Source organism: Micromonospora sp. NPDC049559, from assembly GCF_040676675.1.
Classification (GTDB): Bacteria; Actinomycetota; Actinomycetes; order Mycobacteriales; family Micromonosporaceae; genus JBFAPK01.
Genome location: NZ_JBFAPK010000008.1, coordinates 109,310 through 129,092, shown reverse-complemented (window position 1 = coordinate 129,092; position 19,783 = coordinate 109,310). Strand labels below are relative to the sequence as shown.

16 protein-coding genes are annotated in these 19,783 nt (G+C 72.8%); 7 read left to right on the top strand and 9 right to left on the bottom strand.

The window, feature by feature from the left end; genetic code table 11:
* Positions 1–143: 143 nt before the first annotated feature.
* Complete coding sequence (locus tag AB0J86_RS12555; RefSeq protein ID WP_363856500.1) at positions 144–1,724, top strand: Na+/H+ antiporter; 1,581 nt, start codon at positions 144–146, stop codon at positions 1,722–1,724.
* 77 nt (positions 1,725–1,801) lie between these two features.
* On the opposite strand, the gene AB0J86_RS12550 is transcribed toward AB0J86_RS12555, so the two are convergent.
* The 7 genes from AB0J86_RS12550 to AB0J86_RS12520 form a co-directional block, all read right to left on the bottom strand.
* Positions 1,802–3,436 carry a phosphodiester glycosidase family protein gene (locus tag AB0J86_RS12550; protein ID WP_363856378.1) on the bottom strand — a complete coding sequence of 545 codons (1,635 nt, stop codon included), beginning with the start codon at positions 3,434–3,436 and terminating at the stop codon, positions 1,802–1,804.
* 329 nt (positions 3,437–3,765) lie between these two features.
* A complete protein-coding gene (locus AB0J86_RS12545; protein WP_363856376.1) occupies positions 3,766–4,209 on the bottom strand; it encodes a VOC family protein in 444 nt (147 codons plus the stop codon).
* Positions 4,210–4,314: 105 nt separating this feature from the next.
* The gene (locus AB0J86_RS12540; RefSeq protein ID WP_363856374.1) at positions 4,315–4,710 is read right to left on the bottom strand and encodes a DUF4190 domain-containing protein; all 396 of its coding nucleotides are present in this window, start codon (positions 4,708–4,710) and stop codon (positions 4,315–4,317) included.
* 605 nt (positions 4,711–5,315) lie between these two features.
* Positions 5,316–6,113 (bottom strand): SAM-dependent methyltransferase, encoded by a 798-nt coding sequence (locus tag AB0J86_RS12535; RefSeq protein ID WP_363856372.1) that lies wholly within the window; start codon positions 6,111–6,113, stop codon positions 5,316–5,318.
* A 185-nt stretch (positions 6,114–6,298) separates the two neighbouring features.
* Positions 6,299–8,788, bottom strand: a complete 2,490-nt coding sequence (locus AB0J86_RS12530; protein ID WP_363856370.1) for a DNA topoisomerase (ATP-hydrolyzing) — start codon at positions 8,786–8,788, stop codon at positions 6,299–6,301.
* A gap of 67 nt (positions 8,789–8,855) precedes the next feature.
* Positions 8,856–10,913, bottom strand: a complete 2,058-nt coding sequence (locus tag AB0J86_RS12525) for a DNA topoisomerase IV subunit B (protein ID WP_363856368.1) — start codon at positions 10,911–10,913, stop codon at positions 8,856–8,858.
* Positions 10,914–11,142: 229 nt separating this feature from the next.
* The gene (locus AB0J86_RS12520) at positions 11,143–11,844 is read right to left on the bottom strand and encodes an FCD domain-containing protein (protein ID WP_363856366.1); all 702 of its coding nucleotides are present in this window, start codon (positions 11,842–11,844) and stop codon (positions 11,143–11,145) included.
* 236 nt (positions 11,845–12,080) lie between these two features.
* On the opposite strand from AB0J86_RS12520, the gene AB0J86_RS12515 reads away from it, so the two are divergent.
* From AB0J86_RS12515 to AB0J86_RS12495, 5 genes are all read left to right on the top strand, one after another.
* Entirely contained in the window at positions 12,081–13,364 is a 1,284-nt protein-coding gene (locus AB0J86_RS12515; RefSeq protein ID WP_363856364.1) for an extracellular solute-binding protein, read from the top strand.
* Position 13,365: 1 nt separating this feature from the next.
* Positions 13,366–14,277, top strand: a complete 912-nt coding sequence (locus AB0J86_RS12510; RefSeq protein WP_363856362.1) for a sugar ABC transporter permease — start codon at positions 13,366–13,368, stop codon at positions 14,275–14,277.
* A complete protein-coding gene (locus tag AB0J86_RS12505; RefSeq protein WP_363856360.1) occupies positions 14,274–15,179 on the top strand; it encodes a carbohydrate ABC transporter permease in 906 nt (301 codons plus the stop codon). The genes AB0J86_RS12510 and AB0J86_RS12505 overlap by 4 nt, the downstream gene beginning before the upstream one ends.
* Before the next feature lie 134 nt (positions 15,180–15,313).
* Complete coding sequence (locus tag AB0J86_RS12500) at positions 15,314–15,532, top strand: helix-turn-helix domain-containing protein (protein WP_363856358.1); 219 nt, start codon at positions 15,314–15,316, stop codon at positions 15,530–15,532.
* 10 nt (positions 15,533–15,542) lie between these two features.
* Positions 15,543–16,109, top strand: a complete 567-nt coding sequence (locus AB0J86_RS12495; protein ID WP_363856356.1) for a Clp protease N-terminal domain-containing protein — start codon at positions 15,543–15,545, stop codon at positions 16,107–16,109.
* A gap of 42 nt (positions 16,110–16,151) precedes the next feature.
* Here the strand turns inward: AB0J86_RS12495 and AB0J86_RS12490 are convergent, their stop codons facing one another.
* Positions 16,152–17,897, bottom strand: coding sequence for a multicopper oxidase family protein (locus AB0J86_RS12490; RefSeq protein WP_363856354.1), 1,746 nt, complete (start codon positions 17,895–17,897; stop codon positions 16,152–16,154).
* Positions 17,894–18,310 carry a DUF6220 domain-containing protein gene (locus AB0J86_RS12485; protein WP_363856352.1) on the bottom strand — a complete coding sequence of 139 codons (417 nt, stop codon included), beginning with the start codon at positions 18,308–18,310 and terminating at the stop codon, positions 17,894–17,896. Before AB0J86_RS12485 ends, AB0J86_RS12490 begins: the two co-directional genes overlap by 4 nt.
* Before the next feature lie 333 nt (positions 18,311–18,643).
* On the opposite strand from AB0J86_RS12485, the gene AB0J86_RS12480 reads away from it, so the two are divergent.
* Positions 18,644–19,774, top strand: a complete 1,131-nt coding sequence (locus AB0J86_RS12480) for a sensor histidine kinase (RefSeq protein WP_363856350.1) — start codon at positions 18,644–18,646, stop codon at positions 19,772–19,774.
* The last annotated feature ends 9 nt before the right edge of the window (positions 19,775–19,783 follow it).

The following is a 19,783-nucleotide window of genomic DNA, read 5'->3' as shown; positions in this document are numbered from 1 at the left end:
GAGATAGCCGGCGCGGTTCCGGCGGGCGCCCGGCGCCGCCCGGACGGTCCCGCCCCGCGATCCCGTGCGGCGGGTGGCTCTCCCCCGGCCGTTCTGGCAGCATGTGGCCCCGGTAAGCCGCCTGCCGCACCCGGAGGAAGCTCCTGCTCGCGCTAGAGATCGTCGTCATCCTCGGCGTCGCCGTGCTGGTCTCCAGCGTCGCCGCGCGGCGGTGGCGGGTCGTGCCGCCCGTGCTGCTGCTGGCGGTCGGCTCGCTGCTGGGGCTGCTGCCCGCGCTGCGCGGGGTCGGCCTGCCGCCCGAGGCGGTGCTGCTGCTCTTCCTGCCCGCCCTGCTCTACTGGGAGAGTCTCACCACCTCGCTGCGGGAGATCCGCACCAACCTGCGCGTGATCGTGCTGCTCAGCACGGTACTGGTCATCGCGACGGCGGCGGCCGTGGCGGCGGTGGCGCACGCCCTCGGGCTGGCCTGGGGCCCGGCGTGGGTCCTCGGCGCGGCGGTGGCGCCGACCGACGCCACCGCCGTGGCCGTGCTCGCCCGGCTGCTGCCGCGCCGCATCGTCACCATTCTGCGGGCGGAGAGCCTGGTCAACGACGGTACCGCCCTGGTGATCTACGGTCTCGCCGTCGGCATCACGGTGGGCGAGGAGCACCTCGGCGGCCTCCACGTGACCTGGCTCTTCGTCCTCGCGTACGGCGGCGGCGCGCTGGCCGGGCTGGCGGTGGCCGGACTGGCGGTGCTGGCCCGGCGGCACCTGCGCGAGCCGACCCACGAGAACGTGGTGAGCGTGCTGACCCCGTTCAGCGCCTTCCTCCTCGCCGAGCTCGCGCACGCCTCCGGGGTGGTCGCGGTGGTCGTCGCCGGGCTCGCCCTGAGCCAGCTGGGGCCGCGGGTCATCGGCGCGGAGACCCGCCAGCAGGCGCAGGGGTTCTGGACGCTGACCACGTTCCTGCTCAACGGCGCGCTCTTCGTCCTGGTCGGGCTCCAGCTGCCGGCCTCGGTCCGGGAGCTGACCAGCGTCGGCCTGACCCGGGCGCTGGTCGCCGTCGCGCTGATCTCGGCCACGGTGATCGGTACCCGCTTCGCGTGGAACTTCACCACGCCGTACCTGCTGCGGGCGCTGGACCGCCGGCCGCAGCAGCGGCTGCGCCGGGTCCCGGCCCGTACCCGGGTGGTCAGCGCCACCGCCGGCTTCCGCGGCGCGGTCTCGCTGGCCGCCGCGCTCGCCGTGCCGGAGACGCTGCGCACGGGCGCCCCGTTCCCCGCCCGGGACACGATCATCTTCGTGGTCTCGGGGGTCATCGTGGTCACCCTGGTGGCGCAGGGCCTGGCCCTGCCGGCCGTGCTGCGCTGGGCGCGGCTGCCCGCCGACACCTCGGTCGAGCGGGAGCGCCGGCTGGCCGAGACCGCGGCGACCGAGGAGGCGCTGGCGGCGCTGCCGGAGGTGGCGGCGCGGCTCGGCGTCGCCGGAGAGCCGCTGGAGCGGATCCGGGCCGAGTACGAGGAGCATCTCCAACTGCTGCGCGCGCAGGAGGGTACCGAGGACGAGCGGGTCCGGCACGCCGCCGACTACGCCGCGCTCCGGTTGGAACTGCTCGGCCGCAAGCGGGCCACCCTGCTGCGGCTGCGCCACGAGCGGCGGATCGACGACGTGGTGCTGCGGCAGATACAGGCCCGGCTGGACATCGAGGAGGTACGCCTGGCCCGCCGCGAACCGGTGGAGTGACCCGCCGTCGCTCTGCGGCGGCCCGAGCCGTGCGACCCCGGCGGGTCCGCTCCACCGGGGTCGCGCGGCGGTGCCGGTCAGCGCCCGGCCTGCAACGCCGCCCAGGTCAGCGGGCCGACCAGGCCGTCGGGGTCGAGGCCCCGCGAGCGCTGGTAGTCCGTCACCGCGGTCTTGGTCTGCGTACCGAACTGGCCGTCGATGCCGACGGTACGGCCCAGCGCGGCGGTCAGCGCCCGCTGCAACCGGCGTACCGCCTCCCCGGTCGACCCGCTCTGCAGGGTGGGCCGGTCACCGGCGGAGAGCAGCGCGGTCCAGGTGTGCGCGTCGACCACCCCGGTGACCGGCAGCCCCCGGTCGGTCTGGAACTGTCGGACGGCCGCCACCGTCGCCGGGTCGAGGGTGCCGCTGGCCGCGCCGCCGCCGAGCAGGCACTGCGCGATGGTGACCGCGACGCCGGTGGCACCGGCGGCGAGCTGCGGGTACGCGCCGAGGTCGTAGCTGGTGGCGAGGCAGGGCGAGGTGGAGACGAAGCCGATGCCGTTCGGCACCGGCCGCTGGGCGCCGTCGGACGGGGTGTTCACCACCGAGAGGGAGGTGCTGCCCGGCAGCCGGGCGACCATCGTGGTGGAGCCGCCGCCGTCCAGGTTCAGCGCGTCGTCCGCCCCGATCGACTTCAGGTAGTTGCCGAGCTGAACGTAGGTCATGCCGACGCTGGCGCTGGTGCGCCCGTCGATGGCGAGCAGCCACACCTTCAGGCCATCGGCGGAGAAGGCGATCGCGGTACGCGGGTTGAGCGGGTGCGACTGCGTGGTCACCACCCCGTCGCGCAACAGCACGAGGTTGCCGCCGATGGCGACCTGCGCCCCGTCGCCGCCGCGCGGCCGGTAGTCGACCGAGACCGCGTCGCCGACGGCCAGCCCGGAGAGCGCGTCCGCGCCGGCGTCCACGCCGAGCAGCGCGACGCTCCCCTCGGCCACCTTGCCGCCGGCGCTGGTGCTGACCCGGATCACCTTTCCCTGGCTCACCTCGACCTCGCGGGCCCGGGCGGCGCCGTCCAGCGCCTGGCTGCGGGCCTGGCTGCCCCAGAGCGGGTTGTAGATGCCGATGCCGTCGTGGGCGATGTTCGGGGAGTTGAGGTTGGTGGCGGTCAGCGTCCGCCCGCCCGGCAGCGTGATCACCCCGTCGAGGAAGATCTGCGCGAGGCCGGCGCGGCCGTCGGCGTAGAAGGCGGCGACGTCGTTCCAGCCGGCGGCGGGCCCGTTGAGCAGGTTGCCGCCGTCGATGCCGATGCCGCGCGGCGCGCCGGTGGCGCCGATGTCGAAGAAGTCGCCGTTGACCGCGGCGACGACGCCGGCCCGGCCGGCCTGGGTGGTCAGCGCCGTGGTCGCGGCGACGGTACCGGGGTTGAGGTATTTGGGCTTGAGCGTCGATTCGGCGAGGTCGGCGGTGAGCAGCTTGCCCTTCACCGGCCCGCTCAGGCTGACGTCGCTGAGGGTGAGGCCGGGGGCGATCGCCGTGGTCGCGAGCGGCGCGGCAGCGGTCGTGGCGATGCCGGTCGTCGTGGCGGTGCCGGTCGTGCCGGGGTCGAGCGCGAGGCGTAGCTGCGCGCCGGCGGTCGGGGGCCGTGCGTGGCCGACACCGGCCGGTGCGGTGACGGCGGCCACCAGCACCAGTGCCGCGCCGGCCAGTACGTGCGCTCGTGGTCGTCGCACGAGTTCCACCTCTCTCGTCAGTGGTCGGGGGGAGCGGCCGCGACCGGATCGGCCCACGACCGCTCCCCTGGCCGGCGCCGGTGCACGGGGGAACCATGACCGATATCGGCGCCGGTCGTACAAATTCAGCCGGGATCGGCTCGTCGGCGGAATGGTGGAAGTGGACACTCGCTCCCGCCACCGCGCGGCGAGCCGGCCCTGGAACGAGGTGACCGCGAAGCCGGGCAACAGGGCTCAATTGGACCACACTTGATCGGAGTAGGTCGATCCGGGTCGGTCGCGGACGTACCGCTGCCGGCGGGTGGGGCCGCCGGTCGGCCGGATCCCGGTCAGGCCCCGGCCAGCCCCATCTCGGCGAGGATGCCGGTGCCCTGGCCCAGCTCGATCAGGTACCCGTCCGGATCCCGCAGGTAGCAGCGGATCTCGACCCCGTGGTCCTTCGGTTCGGTCAGGAACTCCCCACCCCGGGCGCGCCACTGCTCGTACACCGCGCGCACGTCGGTGACCCGGATGTTCATCGCCGAGCTGAGCGTGCCGGCGTCGCGCGGCGCCCGCGCCTGCACGTCCGGCTTGTCGTCCGTCGGGCCACCCTCGGTGTTGATCACGATGTAGCTGTTGTGGAACCGCAGCACCGCGGGCATGCGCTCCCGGACGCACTCGGCGCCCAGCACCCGCTCGTAGAACTCTCGGGACCGGTCGACGTCCCGCACGATCAGCAGGTGGGTGAGGATCACACCGCCCGGCGGCTGGAAGTAGTCGGCTTCGGCACCCATCACGCCTCCTTGGTCGGGCGGCTGCCCCGTCCCCGGTTCCAACCGCACGCGCGACACCGCCGGGCGAACCGGAGCAACACCCGACACGGCACCGACCGAACCGCGTCAGCTGGGCAGCTCGTCGCGCATCTGGTCCACCTCACGCTGCAACCGGTCCACCGCGCCCCGGTCGTTGAGGAACGTGGTCGCCCCCGCCACGAACGTGGCCCCGACCAGAACGGCCAGGATGCTCAGCACCAGGCCACCGGTAGCGACCCCGCGACCGGTCACGCCGGGGCGGCGGGCCATCCGCAGCCCGACGATGCCGAGCACGACTCCGATGATCCCGAGCACCAGACCCAGTACCGACAGGATCACCGTGAGCGCGCTGATCAGACCGGCTACGCCGAACACCAGCGCGAACGTCGCCGCGCTACTCGTCTTTGCCGCCGTCTCGGCGGTACCGCCACGACCGGCCGGATAGCCGGCCGCCCCGGGCATCGACTGGCCGGAAGCAGACATACCTCTCCCCCTTGTCGCTGGCGTCAACCGGTCAACGGCACCGTCGGATCCGGCCCGGCGCCGACGGAGACACCCCGAACCAGCGAGCGGCCCCGGTCCGGGCCCACCGGATCAGTGGACACCCGGGCCCGACGGGTCAGCGAACGCCCAGGCCCACCGGACCAGCGGACACCCGGGCCGCCTGACGGGTCAGCGGACCGTCCCCGGCAATCACCCGGCCACGGCCCGCCGGCAACGTCAGCGACGGCGCCCCGAACGGCCACGCATCCGCTCCGCGAACTGGCGCAGTTTCTGCTGCGTACTCGGCTTCCGCAACTGTCGTCGGCCGCGCTCCATCAGACTGCGACCCTGCGGTCCGCTCAGAAAGCCCCTGATCCGCTGCGTCATCGAGGTCATGGCCGCTCCTTCAGACGCCTCCGAGATGCCGATTGGTCCAACAACCCGAGTCTGGGCCACCACCGGCCGGTCCCAGACCGGTATGGGCATTCGGATGCGACCGGCCGCCGGTCCCGGCTATCCTGCCCGGATCGGCCGAGAAGGCGGCGGAGCCTGTCGGCCGACCGGGGCACGGGGGCGCGGAACGGGACGGGCGAAGAGACCGCCGGTCAGGGCTTGCGGGCGACGCCCCCGTACAGCCAGCGGGTCGCCTCCGGGGCCGGATCGGCGGGGTCCGGCCGCCACGCGTCGAGCGTGACCAGCCCCGGCTCGACCAGCTCGAACCCGTCGAAGAGGCGCAGGATCTCGGCGTGCGTACGGAAGAAGATCGGCGTCGGGGTGGCCCGGTACGCGTCCTCGACCCCCCGCACCGCCTCCGCGGGATGCCCGTCCACCGTCACGTGCGTGGTGGTCAGGTAGCTGCCCGGCGCCAGCGCGTCGCGCAGCGCCCCCAGCACCGGCGCCCGCTCGTCGTCGGTGAGGAAGTGCGTCATGGCGATCAACAGGATCCCCACCGGCTGGTCGAAGTCGATCAGCCGTCGCACCTCCGGGTTCTCCAGCACGTCGGCCGGTCGCCGCAGGTCCGCCGAGACCACCGTGGTCCGCTGGTCGGTGGCGAGCAACGCCCGCCCGTGCGCGAGCACGATCGGGTCGTTGTCGACGTAGACCACCCGCGCGTCCGGGGCCGCCTGCTGCGCCACCTCGTGGGTGTTCCCGGCGGTCGGCAGCCCCGCCCCGATGTCGATGAACTGGCGGATCCCGGCCGCGACCATGTGCCGCACCGCCCGGCGCAGGAACGCGCGGTTCTCGCGCGCCAGCTGCCGTACCTCCGGCATCGCCGCCTCGACCTGCGCGACCGCCGCCCGGTCCACGGCGAAGTTGTCCTTGCCGTCCAGGTAGTAGTCGTACATCCGCGCCACGCTCGGGCGACTGATGTCGATCCCGGACGGTACCCGCGCCTCAACCACTCGACGGCCCTCCCCTGTTCGCCGGTGCCGGACAAAGCGTAATAGACCCCGCGAACGAAGATCCATCACGCCCCGCCGCAACGGCGCGCCGTCGTCGAACCGTTCCGCCGCCGGGCCGCACTGCCGCCGCGCGGTCCGGCCCGAGGCGCCGGGCCGGACCCGTCAGCGGCGTCCGGCGGGCGCCGTCAGTCGCGCTCCAGCAGATGGCCCACGACCTCCGGCCCGAGCATCACGGCCGTACCGGAGCCGTCCCGGCGACCGTCCACATCGGGCAGATCCACCGGATCCCCGGTCGCGGTCGCCCCGACCGGCCGCGCCCCCACCCAGGCGACGGCCAGGGTCGTGTCGCCCTTGAGGAACCGCTGCGCGCGTACGCCGCCGGTGGCCCGCCCCTTGGCCGGGTACTCCGCGAACGGGGTGACCTTCACCTGCCGGCCCGTCGACGTCACCACCATCGGTTCGCCGTGCTCCGGGTCGTCGGTGCGGACCGCGCCGAAGAAGAGCACCTCCGCGCCGTCCGTCAGGTTGATCCCGGCCATGCCGCCGCCCTTGAGCCCCTGCGGGCGCACCGCCTTCGCGGCGAAGCGCAGCAGCGACGCGTCCGAGCTGACGAAGGCGAGCGTCTCGGCACCGTCGGTGAGCCAGGTCGCCCCGACCACCTCGTCCCCGTCGCGCAGCCCGATCACCTCGAACTCGTCGGCGCGTACCGGCCACTCCGGCGCGCAGATCTTCACCACGCCCTGGCGGGTACCGAGCGCGAGCCCCGGCGAGTCGGTGTCCCGCTGGCCCAGCGGCGCGAGCCCGACCACCCGCTCCCCCGGCCGCAGCGGCACCAGCTCCTGCGCGGACATCCCGCCGCGCAGCGACACCGTCCCGGCCCGCTCCGGCAGCACCGGCAGCGGCAGCACGTCCGTCTTGAACGCCCGCCCGGTGTTCGTCACCAGCAGCACCTGACCGCGCGCCGTCGAGGAGACCACCGCCCGGACGCTGTCGTGCTTCACCCGGCCGTTGCGGCGGTGCCCCTCGGTCGACTCCTCCGACTCGGCCGCCGTACGGGCAACGAGGCCGGTCGCCGAGAGAATCACCTGGCACGGGTCGTCGGCCACCTCCAGTGGCCCGGCCGGCGCGGAGGCCGCGAGCACCTCCTTGAGGTCGCCGTCGACCAGCGTGGTGCGCCGCGCCGTGGCCGACTGCTTCACCACCGCCGCCAGCTCGTCGGAGACCACCTTCCGGAGCACGCTGGGGTCGTCGAGGATCCGCGACAGCTCCGCGATCTCCTCGCTGAGCCGGTCCCGCTCCACCTCCAGCTCGATGCGGTCGTAGCGGGTCAGCCGCCGCAACGGGGTGTCCAGGATGTAGTTCGCCTGGATCTCGGAGAGGTCAAAGGTGCGCATCAGCCCCTCCTTGGCCGCCTGCGCGTCCTCGCTGCCCCGGATCAGCCGGACCACCTCGTCGATGTCGAGCAGCGCGATCAGCAGACCCTCAACCAGGTGCAGCCGCTCCTGGCGCCGGCGCCGGCGGTACTCGCTGCGCCGGGTGACCACCGTGTACCGGTGCTGGAGGAAGACCTCCAGCAGCGCCTTGAGCCCGAGCGTACGGGGCTGCCCGTCCACCAGGACCAGGTTGTTCACCCCGAACGACTGCTCCAGCGGGGTGAGCCGGTACAGGTCCGCCAGCAGCGCCTGCGGGTTCACCCCGACCTTGCACTCGATCACCAACCGGGTGCCGTTCTCCCGGTCGGTCAGGTCCTTGACGTCCGCGATGCCCTGCAACCGCTTGGTCTTGTTCACCTCGTCGGTGATCTTCTCGATCACCTTCTCGGCGCCCACCCCGTACGGCAGCTCGACCACCGTGATCGCCTGCCGGCCCCGGCTCCCCTCCAGCGGGCCGATCTCCACCCGCCCGCGCATCCGGACCACGCCGCGACCCGTCTCGTACGCCTTGCGCACCTCGTCCAGGCCGAGCAGCAGACCGCCGGTGGGCAGGTCCGGGCCGGGCACGAACTCCATCAGCTTGTCCAGGCTGGCGTCCGGGTGCCGGATCAACCAGCGGGCCGCCGCGACCACCTCGCCGAGGTTGTGCGGGATCATGTTCGTGGCCATCCCGACCGCGATGCCCGAGGTCCCGTTGACCAGCAGGTTCGGGAAGGCCGCGGGCAGCACCGTCGGCTCCCGCAGCGAACCGTCGTAGTTCGGCTTGAGGTCGATGGTGTCCTCGCCCAACTCGCCGACGAGCAGCATCGCCTCCCGCGACAGCCGCGCCTCGGTGTACCGGCTCGCGGCCGGCCCGTCGTCGGGCGAACCGAAGTTGCCGTGCCCGTCGATCAGCGGCACGTTCAGCGAGAAGCCCTGCGCCATCCGCACCATCGCGTCGTAGATGGCCAGGTCACCGTGCGGGTGGTACTTGCCCATCACGTCGCCGACGACGCGGGAGGACTTCACGTACGCCCGGTCCGGACGGTAGCCCTGCTCGATCATCGAGTACAGGATCCGGCGGTGGACCGGCTTGAGGCCGTCCCGCGCGTCCGGCAGCGCCCGGGAGTGGATGACCGAGTACGCGTACTCCAGGTAGGAGTCCTCGACCTCCGTGGTGAGCGGGTTGTCGAGCACGCGCGCGCCCGCCTGGTCGAAGGCGGACAGGTCGACCTTGGACCCGGTGTTCTTGCCACGTGCCATCGTTCAGTGCTCTCCTCGACGGTACCGACGCCCCGACCGCTGCGGGCGGATCCGCCGCCCGGCGCTGTCAGGCATCGATGTTCTCCTGGTCGACCCGGTTCGCCGACTCGATCAGCCAGTTCTTGCGGGGCTCGACCTTCTCCCCCATCAGCAGTTCCAGCGTGCGCTCGGCCGCCTCGACGTCGTCCAGCGTGATCCGCCGCACCGACCGGGTGGCCGGGTTCATCGTGGTGTCCCACAGCTCGTCGGCGTCCATCTCGCCGAGGCCCTTGAACCGCGGTACCGGGGTGATCACCTGTCGGCCGGCCTTCTCCAGCCGCCGGACGGTCTGCTCCATCTCCGCCTGGGTGAAGGTGAAAATGGTCTCGGAGTTGCGCCCCTTCGTCGTGATCTTGTGGAGCGGGGGCATCGCCGCGTAGAGCCGACCCGCCTCGATCACCGGTCGCATGTACTTGGCGAAGAGCGTGATCAGCAGGGTCCGGATGTGGGAGCCGTCCACGTCCGCGTCGGCCATCAGGATGACCCGGCCGTACCGCATCGCCGAGACGTCGAAGGTGCGCCCCGTACCGGCGCCCAGCACCTGCACGATCGCCGCCACCTCGGTGTTCTTGAGCGTGTCGGCCAGGTTCGCCTTCTGCACGTTGAGGATCTTGCCTCGAATCGGCAGAAGCGCCTGGTACTCCGCGACTCGGGCCAAACGGGCCGAGCCGAGGGCGCTGTCTCCCTCCACGATGAAGATCTCACTGCGGTCGATGCCGGTCGAGCGGCAGTCCACCAGCTTCGGCGGCATGGCGGCGCCCTCCAGCGCCGTCTTGCGCCGGGCCGCGTCCTTCTGCTGCTTCTGGGTCAGCCGCACCCGGGCCGCGTCCACGATTTTCTGAAGGACGGTACGGGCCTCGGTGCGGGTCTTGCGGTCCTCCACCCAGGACTTGAGGAAGCGCTCCACGGTGCCCTGGACCACCCGGGTGATGCCGGCGGTGGAGAGCTCGTCCTTGGTCTGCGAGGTGAACTGCGGCTCGGGGATCCGGACGTGGATGACGGCGGTCATGCCCTCCAGGACGTCGTCCAGGACGGGCGCGTCCTCCTTGGGCTTGAGCAGGCCACGGGTGTTGCGGATCGCCTCGGTCAGGGCCCGTACCGCGCCGCGCTCGAAGCCCTTGCGGTGGGTCCCGCCGTGCACGTTGCGGATGGTGTTGGTGAAGCACTCCACCGTCCGGTCGTAGCCGGTCCCCCAGCGGAACGCGATCTCCAGTTCGGCCCGGCGGACCACATCGGACTGCATGACGCCGTTCTCGTCGGCGGCGTTCTCCTTGTAGGTCCCCTCGCCCCTGATGACCAGGGTGCCGGAGACGGCGCGGTCGGCCGCCGGCGCGAGGTAGTCGACCATGTCGGCCAGGCCGTTCGGGTAGTGGAAGACCTCCTCCCGCGGCTCGCCGTCGGTGAGGTCGCGCAGCACGTAGGTGACCCCGGGGACGAGGAACGCGGTGCTGCGCAGCTTGAGGCGTACCGCCTCGACGTCGAGGCTGGCGCCGGTCTCGAAGTAGCGGGCGTCGTACCAGTAGCGGGTGGAGGTGCCGGTGGACTCGTTGCGCTTCATCTTCCCGACGAGCCGCAGGCCGGGTTCCTCGGTGAAGGGCGCGTCCGGGCCCGGCCCGTCGAAGACGCCGGGTACGCCGCGCTGGAACGACATCTCGAAGACCTTCCCGCCCCGCTTGACCCGTACGTCGTAGCGGTGGGACAGCGCGTTCACGGCGGAGGCGCCGACGCCGTGCAGGCCGCCGGAGGCCTTGTAGCCGGAGCCGCCGAACTTGCCGCCGGCGTGCAGCCGGGTCAGCACCAGTTCGACGCCGGAGAGGCCGGAGCGGGCGTGGATGTCGGTGGGGATGCCGCGCCCGTCGTCGTCCACCTGCACCGAGCCGTCGGCGTGGAGGGTGACCTCGATCCGGGTGGCATGGCCGGCCACACCCTCGTCGGTGGAGTTGTCCAGGATCTCGTTGACCAGGTGACCCACGCCACGGCTGTCGGTCGACCCGATGTACATGCCGGGTCGCTTGCGCACCGCGTCGAGCCCCTCGAGGTGCGTGAGGTCGTCGGCCCCGTAGAGGGTGTCGGGCTGCGCAGTCACCTGGTAGAACTCCCCGGTCTCGGCGGGCGGAACCGCCCATGGGCGGGCATTTCCCCGCCCCGGACATGATCCGCCACACGGCGCCCCCTCGGGACGCCGCAGCGAAGCGTAGCCCGCCGCCCCGACAACATGGCGGTACGGCCCGCCCCCGTCACCTGCGGCGCGCCCCACACCCGCCCCGCCAGCGGCCGGCCCGGCTATTCCCGCCGGGCGATGCGCCGCAGGTCGGCTATCCCCGCCGGGCGATGCGCCGCAGGTCGGCGCTGGCCTTCTCGACGAGCTGCCGCATGGCCCGCTCGGCCGCGGCGGCGTCGCGGGCGCGGATGGCGTCCAGGACGCGGCGGTGGCTGGGGACCGGGTCGTCGGCGGGGTCGGCGCTGTGCACCACGTTGTCGCGCTGGGCCAGCCCGGCGGCGATGACCCGCTCCATTTGCATCAGCAGCTCGTTGTGGGTGGCGTCGAGCAGGGCCCGGTGGAAGTCGAGGTCGGCCTCGACCGCGTCGGCGGCGTGGCCGCTGGCGGCGGCCATCCGGGCCAGCGCGGCGTCGAGCGCGGCCAGGTCGTCGTCGCCGGCCCGCTCGGCGGCGAGCCGGGCCGCCGCCGGCTCGACGATGGTACGCACCTCGGTCAGCTTCTCCAGCAGGTCGAGGTCGGGCGGGCCGTCGGCCTGCCAGCGCATCACGTCGCCGTCGAGCATGTTCCACGCGGCCCGGGGACGTACGAAGGTGCCCCGCTTCTGCCGGGCCTCGATGATCCCCTTGGCGGTGAGCACCTTCAGCGCCTCGCGCAGGGCGGTCTGGCTGACCTCCAGTTCGGCGCGCAGGGCGAGCAGGTCCAGCGTGCCGCCCTCGGGGATCTGGCCGGACAGGATGCGTCGGGCGAGCGTCTCCACGGTCTGTCCGTGTACGCCGCGGAGCTGGTAGCCAGCCACGGAACCTCTCCTTCGTCGCCGGGGTCTCCGGCGTGAAGTGACGATCACGGTCGTCGTTGGCCGCGACTGTTCGCCGACGGCGGTGAGCCGTCCGTCACTCAAAGTCATCCGATAATAATTTAGGAATATATCTTGACAGGCGCTTATCAGGGACGCAACCTCGGTGTCATCCACCCGTGCGGGTTGCCACCCCCTGGCAGGCGCCCCGCGGCCCGACATAGATAGGGGACCAGCCGATGGGTAACGAGGACCTCACTCGCCGCAGCTTCCTCGCCGGGCTCGGGGCCGTAGGAGCCGCGGCCGCGCTCGGCGGCTGCGCGACCTCGGCCACGCCCAAGAGCGCCGACCAGAAGAGCGGCGCGGTCACGATCCAGTCGAACCTCTCCTCGCCGCAGGCCAAGACGGCGATGGAGGCGCTGACCGCCGCCTTCAACAAGCGTGGCGGCGCGCAGTCCTCGCTGAACACCGTCGCCGCCGAGACCTTCCGCACCCAGTTGCCGACGTACCTGACCTCGGCCACGCCGCCGGACATCTACACCTGGTACGCCGGGTCGGTGGCGCTGACCTACGCGGACAAGGGGCTCCTGCTCGACGTCAGCGACGTGTGGCAGGGCATGGGCGGCTACTCCGACGCGCTGCGCAAGCTGAGCGGCGACGGCAAGGGCAAGCAGATCTTCCTGCCCACCAACTACTACTGGTGGGGCGTCTTCTACCGGAAGTCGAACTTCGCCAAGTGGGGCGTGCGACCGCCGACGAGTTGGGCGGAGTTCGTCACGCTCGCGCAGACCCTCAAGGGCAAGGGCGTGGCCCCGATCGGGCTCGGCGCGGGCGGCAACACCCCCTGGGTCGCCTCGGCCTGGTTCGACTACCTGAACATCCGGATCAACGGCGCCCAGTACCACCGGGACCTGCTCGCCGGGCACAAGCGGTTCGACGACCCGCAGGTGCACAAGGTCTTCGAGCAGTGGAAGACGGTCCTGCCGTACTTCGACCCGCAGGGCACGGCCATCCCGTTCCAGGACGCGACGACCTCGCTGCTCCAGGGGCGTACCGGCATGATGTTGATCGGTACCTTCTTCGCCGACGCGGCCCCCAAGGACGTCCTCGACGACATCGACTTCTTCCAGTTCCCGGTGATCGACCCGGCGGTACCGGTCGCCGAGGAGGCGCCCACGGACGGGTTCTTCGCCAGCGCCCGCTCGTCGCACGTGGCCGGCGCGAAGGAGTTCCTGACCTACATGGCCACCCCCGAGGCGCAGGAGATCTACATCAAGAGCTCCTCCGGTACGGTGCTGCCGGCGAACCCGGCCGCGAAGGACGCCGGCACGCCGCTGGTGGCCAAGGGCAAGGAGATGCTGAGCAAGGCCGCCGACCTGACCCAGTTCTTCAACCGGGACTCCAGCGACGCGCTCCAGCCCACCGCCGACACCGCGCTGATCAAGTTCCTGCAGCAGCCGAACCAGGTCGACTCGATCCTCACCGACTGGCAGAAGGCGGCCGAGAAGGTCTGGTCCGCCTGACATGACGACGCTCACCGCCGCTCGCCGCAGGCCCCGCCGCTCGGCCGAGCACCGGGTCTCCCCGCTGCTGCTGGCCCTCGTCCTCGTACCGCTGGCGGTCGAGGCGTTCTGGGTCTTCTGGCCCGCGCTGCAGGGCTTCTACCTGTCGTTGACGAAGTGGGACGGCATCTCGCCGCCCGAGCAGATCGGGCTCGGCAACTACCGCGAGATGCTCGGCGACGGGACGTTCCACCTGGCGCTGCGCAACACCGCCATCTGGCTGGTCCTCTTCGGGGGGCTCTCGGCCGTCGGCGGCCTCGGTGCGGCGCTGCTGCTGCAACGCGAGCGGCGGGGCGTCGGCTTCTACCGCGCCGCCCTGTTCCTCCCGGTGGTCTTCTCCCTGGTCGCGACGTCGCTGATCTGGCAGGGGATGTACCAGCCGAGCGGGATGATCAACAAGTTCCTCGGGGCGGTCGGATTGGCCGGCTGGCAGCACGCCTGGCTGGCCGACCCGAGCACCGCGCTCTACGCGGTCATCGTGCCCGCCCTGTGGCGGCAGATCGGGTACGTCATGGTGCTCTACCTGGCCGGTCTCAAGGGGATCGACCCGGCGCTCTACGAGGCGGCCCGGGTCGACGGCGCCTCGTGGTGGCAGCAGTTCACCAGGATCACCCTGCCCCAGCTCAAGAGCGTGAACTCGGTGGTCCTCTCGGTGATCGTGATCGACTCGCTGCGCTCGTTCGACGTGGCCTGGGCGCTGACCCGCGGCGGCCCGTACCACTCCTCCGAGCTGCTCAGCACGTACATGTACAGCACCGCGTTCCAGTCGCTGCGCCTGGGCTACGGCGCGGCGCTGGCCGTGGCGATCTTCGTCCTCGCCTTCGGGGTGATCGTCACCTACCTCGTCCGCGCCTTCCGGGAGAGTGACGCGTGACCGCCACCGACGCCCGTACCAGCACCGCCGCCGCCCCGACCCGCCCGGCGCCCGCGGCACCGACCCGGCGCTCGCGCCGGGGCCATCCGCTGCGCACCGGCCTGTACCACCTCGGCGCCGGCGGGCTCTCGGTGCTGTGGCTGCTGCCGATCGCCCTGGTCGTCGTCACCAGCTTCCGCTCGTTCGACGACATCTCGGCCAACGGCATGGGCAGCCTGCCCCACTCCTTCACCCTCGGCAACTTCGCCGACGCGTGGACCGACGGCGGCGAGATGCACGCGATGATCAACAGCCTGGTCGTCACGATCCCGACCGTGCTGCTCTCGCTCGCGCTCGCGGCCATGGCGGCGTTCGCGCTGAGCCGGTACCGGCTGCCGCTACGCCGGACGATCCTGCTGGTGATGCTGGCCGGCAACCTCCTGCCCCCGCAGATCCTGCTGGTACCGGTGGCCAAGCTCAGCGAGGTGCTCGGCGTCTTCGACACCCTGCCGGCGCTGATCGCCGTGCAGGTCGGGTTCGGGCTGGGCTTCTACACCTTCGTGCTGTACGGCTTCATGCGCGCCATCCCGAACGAGATCCAGCAGGCCGCCGTGGTCGACGGCGCGAACGTCGTACAGGTCTTCCTGCGGGTGATCCTCCCGCTCACCCGGCCCGCGCTCGCCGCGTTGGGGGCACTGGCGTTCACCTGGGTCTTCAACGACCTGCTCTGGTCCATCACGGTGCTGCGTACCGGCAGCAAGATGCCGGTCACCGCCGCGCTGATCGGCCTGCAGGGCCTGTACGTCTCGCAGTGGAACCTGATCGCGGCCGGCTCGGTCATCGCGGCGATCCCGACGGTGGCGGTCTTCCTGCGGTTCCAGCGCCACTTCATCGCCGGCCTGACCCTGGGCGCCGTGAAGTAGCACCGCCCCTCGGTCGGCGCTCGGGCCGGTCCCTCCCACGCGGAGGGGCCGGCCCGTTTCCGTTGCCGCCGGCACCCGGCGGCGGTGTCAATAAAGGTTGACAACCGGGCGGCGCGTCAACTTTAATTGACAGCGTGGACGACAACCGGGACCTCACCAACGCCGTCAGCGCCGCCGATCCGACCACCGGGCTACGGGCCGTCGCCGCACTGCGCAAGCTGGTCGAACACCTGGAAGCCCTCCAGGTCCGCCACGCCCGCGCCAACGGCTGGTCCTGGCAGGCGATCGCCGACGCGCTGGGCGTCACGCGCCAGGCCGTCCACCAGAAGCACGCCCACCGGACGAGCGAGTAGGGAGCAGGCCATGTTCGAACGGTTCACCAGAGAGGTCCGCCAGGTCGTCACCGACAGCGTCGAGATCGCCGGCGGCGCCGGCGCGGCGAAGGTCGCCCCGGAACACCTGCTGCTCGCGCTCGCCGACGGCGGGCAGGGCGGCGGCGAGCAGAGCGGGGCGCGGGTGCTCACGGGTCACGGCGTCACCGCGGCGGCGCTACGGGCCGCGCTCGCGCCGCGGGTCGGCCGGGCCGGGCTGACCGACGACGAGGTCGCCGCGCTGCGGGTGGTCGGCGTCGACATCGACGAGGTGTTCCGCCGCATCGAGGAGGCGTTCGGGCCGGACGCCCTCTCCGACCTGGCGGCGGCCCCGCCGCCGCGCCGGCGCGGCCGACTGGGCGCACCGTTCACGCCCGAGGCGAAGAAGGTCCTCGAACTCAGCCTGCGCGAGGCGGTCGCCCTGCGGCAGCGGGAGATCACCAGTGGCCACCTGCTGCTGGCGCTGCTCCGCCAGGGGCTCCCCGGCCCGATCGCCGAGGTCCTCACGGCGCACGGCGTGACGTACGACGGTGTCCGGCGGCAGATCCCGTCGATCTAGGGCAAATCCGGGTTAGTTGATCTCCAATCACGACGATATGCCCTAGATCGACGAGTACGTGAGATGCAGCATCATCCCGGCGTCGGCGTGCGGCAGGTTGTGGCAGTGGTTCGCCCACACCCCCGGGTTGTCGGCCGAGAACGCCACCTCCCAGACGTCGCCGGGACGTACGTCGAACGAGTCCAACCACAGCGGACTTCCGCTCGCCGGCCTGCCGTTGCGGGACAGCACCAGGACGTGGTGCCCGTGCAGATGCCACGGGTGCACCACCAGCGACCGGTTCACGATCGTGAACCTGACGGTGTCGCCGAGGCGTACGACCTGGGGCGGGATGTCCGGGTCGGCCGCACCGTTGACCGTGTGGGCGTAGCGCGGAAGCAGCCCGTGCAGGTCGAGGCCGCGGTCGAGGACGAGGGTGAACCGCCGGTCGAACCGGGACCACGGCACCGGAGCGCCGGCGCCGTAGCTGAGCGGATCCAGCACCGGCCACCCGCCGGTCGCCGCGGCGACCGGTCCGGTCGAGTAGACGACCCGACCGTCGACGAACAGTCCCACCGGCCCGGCGGGCGCCTCGAACACCAGGTCGTAGCGCCCGCCGGCGGGGATCAGCACGGCGGTCTCCACCAGCGGCGTCGGACCCCGCAGGTCGCTACCGTCGATCGCGGCGACCCGGAACGGGGTCCCGGCCAGCGCGTACCGGTGGGTCGTGCTGTCGGTGTTGACCAGGCGCAGCCGCACGGGCACGCCGGGCGGCACCGGCTCCACCCGCGGCACGGGCAGCGGCACGCCGGCCAGCGTGTGCACCGGCACCGTGACGTCGACGCCGGTCGCCGGGGCCGGGCGCACCACCAGGACGCCGTAGAGCCCCATCCGCACGCCGACGTCGGAGACCGCGTGCGTGTGGTACCAGTACGTCCCGGCCTGGTCGGCGCGGAACCGGTAGACGAACTCCTGCCCGGGCAGCACCGCCGGCTGCGTCACGCCGGGCACCCCGTCCTGGTCGTTCGGCACGTCGTACCCGTGCCAGTGCAGGGTCACGCCCCGCCCGATGTCGCGGTTGCGCAGCGTCACCTCGATGACGTCACCGACGGCGGCGGTCAGCTCCGGCCCGGGCACCTGCCCGTTGAACGCCCACGCCGCCACCTCGCGACCGCTCACCCCCACCGTGGCGGTACCGGCCGTCAGGGTGAACCGTCTGGTCGGCTCCCCCACGGTCGGCGCGGCCCGGTACTCGTGCGTGTGCTGTCCGGCCGGGGCGGCCGCCGGGGCCACGGCCAGCCCGACGCCGGCCACCAGCGCCACGGCCGCCAGCGCGACCACCGCCCGGGAGACCGCCCGGGACGGACGCGGGCCGAGCAGGCGCCACGAGACCGCGGTCGCCGCGACCACCCCGGAGACCGCGAGCAGTCCCACCCCCGCCGATGCCGGATACCCGTGCAGGACCGTCACGAGCAGGGCGGCGCTCTCGGCGTACCCGGCGAAGAGCAGCGGGACCGCGACGGACCGGAGGTCGCGCCGGGCCCGGAGCAGCCCCGCCCCGGAGACGACCAGCGCCGCGAGCGACAGCGGGGCGGCGACGAGAACCTTCTCCGCCGCGAACCACCAGCCGGCGCGGGCGAGCGCGGTGATCGTGATGGCGCGGGCGACCGTGGCGAGCAGCGCGAAGGCGGCCAGCCCCAGCGCCACCGGACGGCGCCGGGCGGCCGACGCCGCGCCGGCGCCCAGCCACCCGGCCGCCGCGAGAACCGCGACCACGAGGTCGGCCGCGAGCAGCGAGCCGGTGCTCATGCCGCCGTCACCGGGCTGGCCAGCTTCCGCGCCGCCTGGTGCACGCTGACCACGACGTGTACCGCGATGATGCCGTTGAGCGCGTGCAGCCCGGCCACGGTCAGTCCCAGCGGGGTGCTGGCGCCCGACGCGTCGGTGAACGCGTTCGCGAGCGAGGCGACGAGCGCCTGCACGACGACGAGGCCGAGCGGCAGCAGCGACAGGCCGACGAGCCGGCCCGGCGCCTTCGCCAGCACGGCGAACAGGGTGGTGAGCAGGGTGAGCGCGGGGATGACCGCCATACCGGTGACGCTGTGCAGGGCGTACGCGCCGTCGCCCGCGGGTTTGGTGAACGCGCCCACGGCGGCGAAGGCGAACTGCAGGACGAAGGTGGCGAGCAACAGCGCGCTGGCGACGACGAAGGCTCTACGCATTGTGATCTCCTAGGGCTGGCGGGGTCGCGGCCCGGCGGGTGCGGGCACCCGCCCGGGCCGGAACGGGGTCGAAGCGGAGCCGGCCGCCGGCGGCGGGGCCGGGACGTCTCGGCGCCGCCACGAGGTCACGCGCCGTCCACAGGGGAGGGCCGGCGCGGCCGTCCGGCGTCGGTTCCACTTCGGTCGTCATGGGCTCGATGCTCGCCTCGGCGGGACGGGAAAACGTCGTGCCGGCGCAGGCACTTGCCCGGCCGCCGATACCGCGTCCGTGGTACGCCCCGGCTACCGCGAACGGCGGATGCTCCCCGCTCGCGCCCGTTCTACAGTTCGACCATGCGCCCCGACCTGCCCTACGCCCTCGGCGGCGTCGCCCTCGGCCTCCTCGTGCTCGGCCACGCCGCGGTCGCGCCGGACGCCGGCACGGTGCGGGCGGGCGACGTCGCCCTGGTCCTGCTGACGGCGGCGGCCGTGGCGGTGTGCCGGCGGTACCCGGTGGCGGCGTTGAGCGTGGTGACCGTGACCATGCTCGCCTTCTACGTCCGGGTGCACGGCGGGGTCTCCCCCGCGTTCGCCGTCCTCGGCACGGTCTACGTCGCCGCGTGGCGCGGACACCGAGCGGCCGCCGCCCTCGCCAGCCTCGTGTTCCTCGGCGGTTTCCTGGCCCGCGACTTCTCGCTCGCGCCCACCGACCGGCCCGGCCAGCTGATCGCCGAGCGTACCTCCCTGCTGCTGGGCTGGTTCGTCGCGGCCAACATCGCCGGGCTGGTCGCGCGGCAGCATCGGGCGTACCTGGAACAGGTCGAGCAGCGGGCGGTCGAGGCCGAACGCACCCGCGAGGAGATGGCGTTGCGCCGCGCCGGCGAGGAGCGCCTGCGTATCGCCCGGGACCTGCACGACTCGCTGACCCACAGCATCTCCCTGATCAAGGTGCAGGCCGGGATCGCCCTGCACCTGGCCCGCAAGCGCGGCGAGGAGCCCTCGGCCGCGCTGCTGGCGATCCAGGAGGCCAGCGGCACCGCGATGCGGGAACTGCGCGCGACCCTGGACGTGCTGCGCTCACCCGCCGACGGCGACCGCGTCGGGCTGGCCCGGGTGGGTGAGCTCGCCGAGCGGACCCTGGCGGCCGGCGTACCGGTGCAGCTGACCGTCACCGGTGAGCCCCGGGAGCTGCCCGTCGAGGTCGACCAGGCCGGGTACCGGGTCGTCCAGGAGGCCCTGACCAACGTCACCCGCCACGCCGGCCCCGCCACCGTCCAGGTCCAGGTGGAGTACGCCCCGACGCGGCTGACCGTCTCGGTGAGCGACGACGGCCGGGCCTCGACGGCCCGGCCGGTGACTCCCGGCGTGGGCCTGCGCGGCATGCGGGAACGGGTCACCGGCCTGGGCGGCACGCTGGAGGCGGCCCCCCGCGACGGCGGCGGGTTTACGGTACGGGCCACGTTTCCGCTGGACGGTCCGGCATGACCGAGCGCT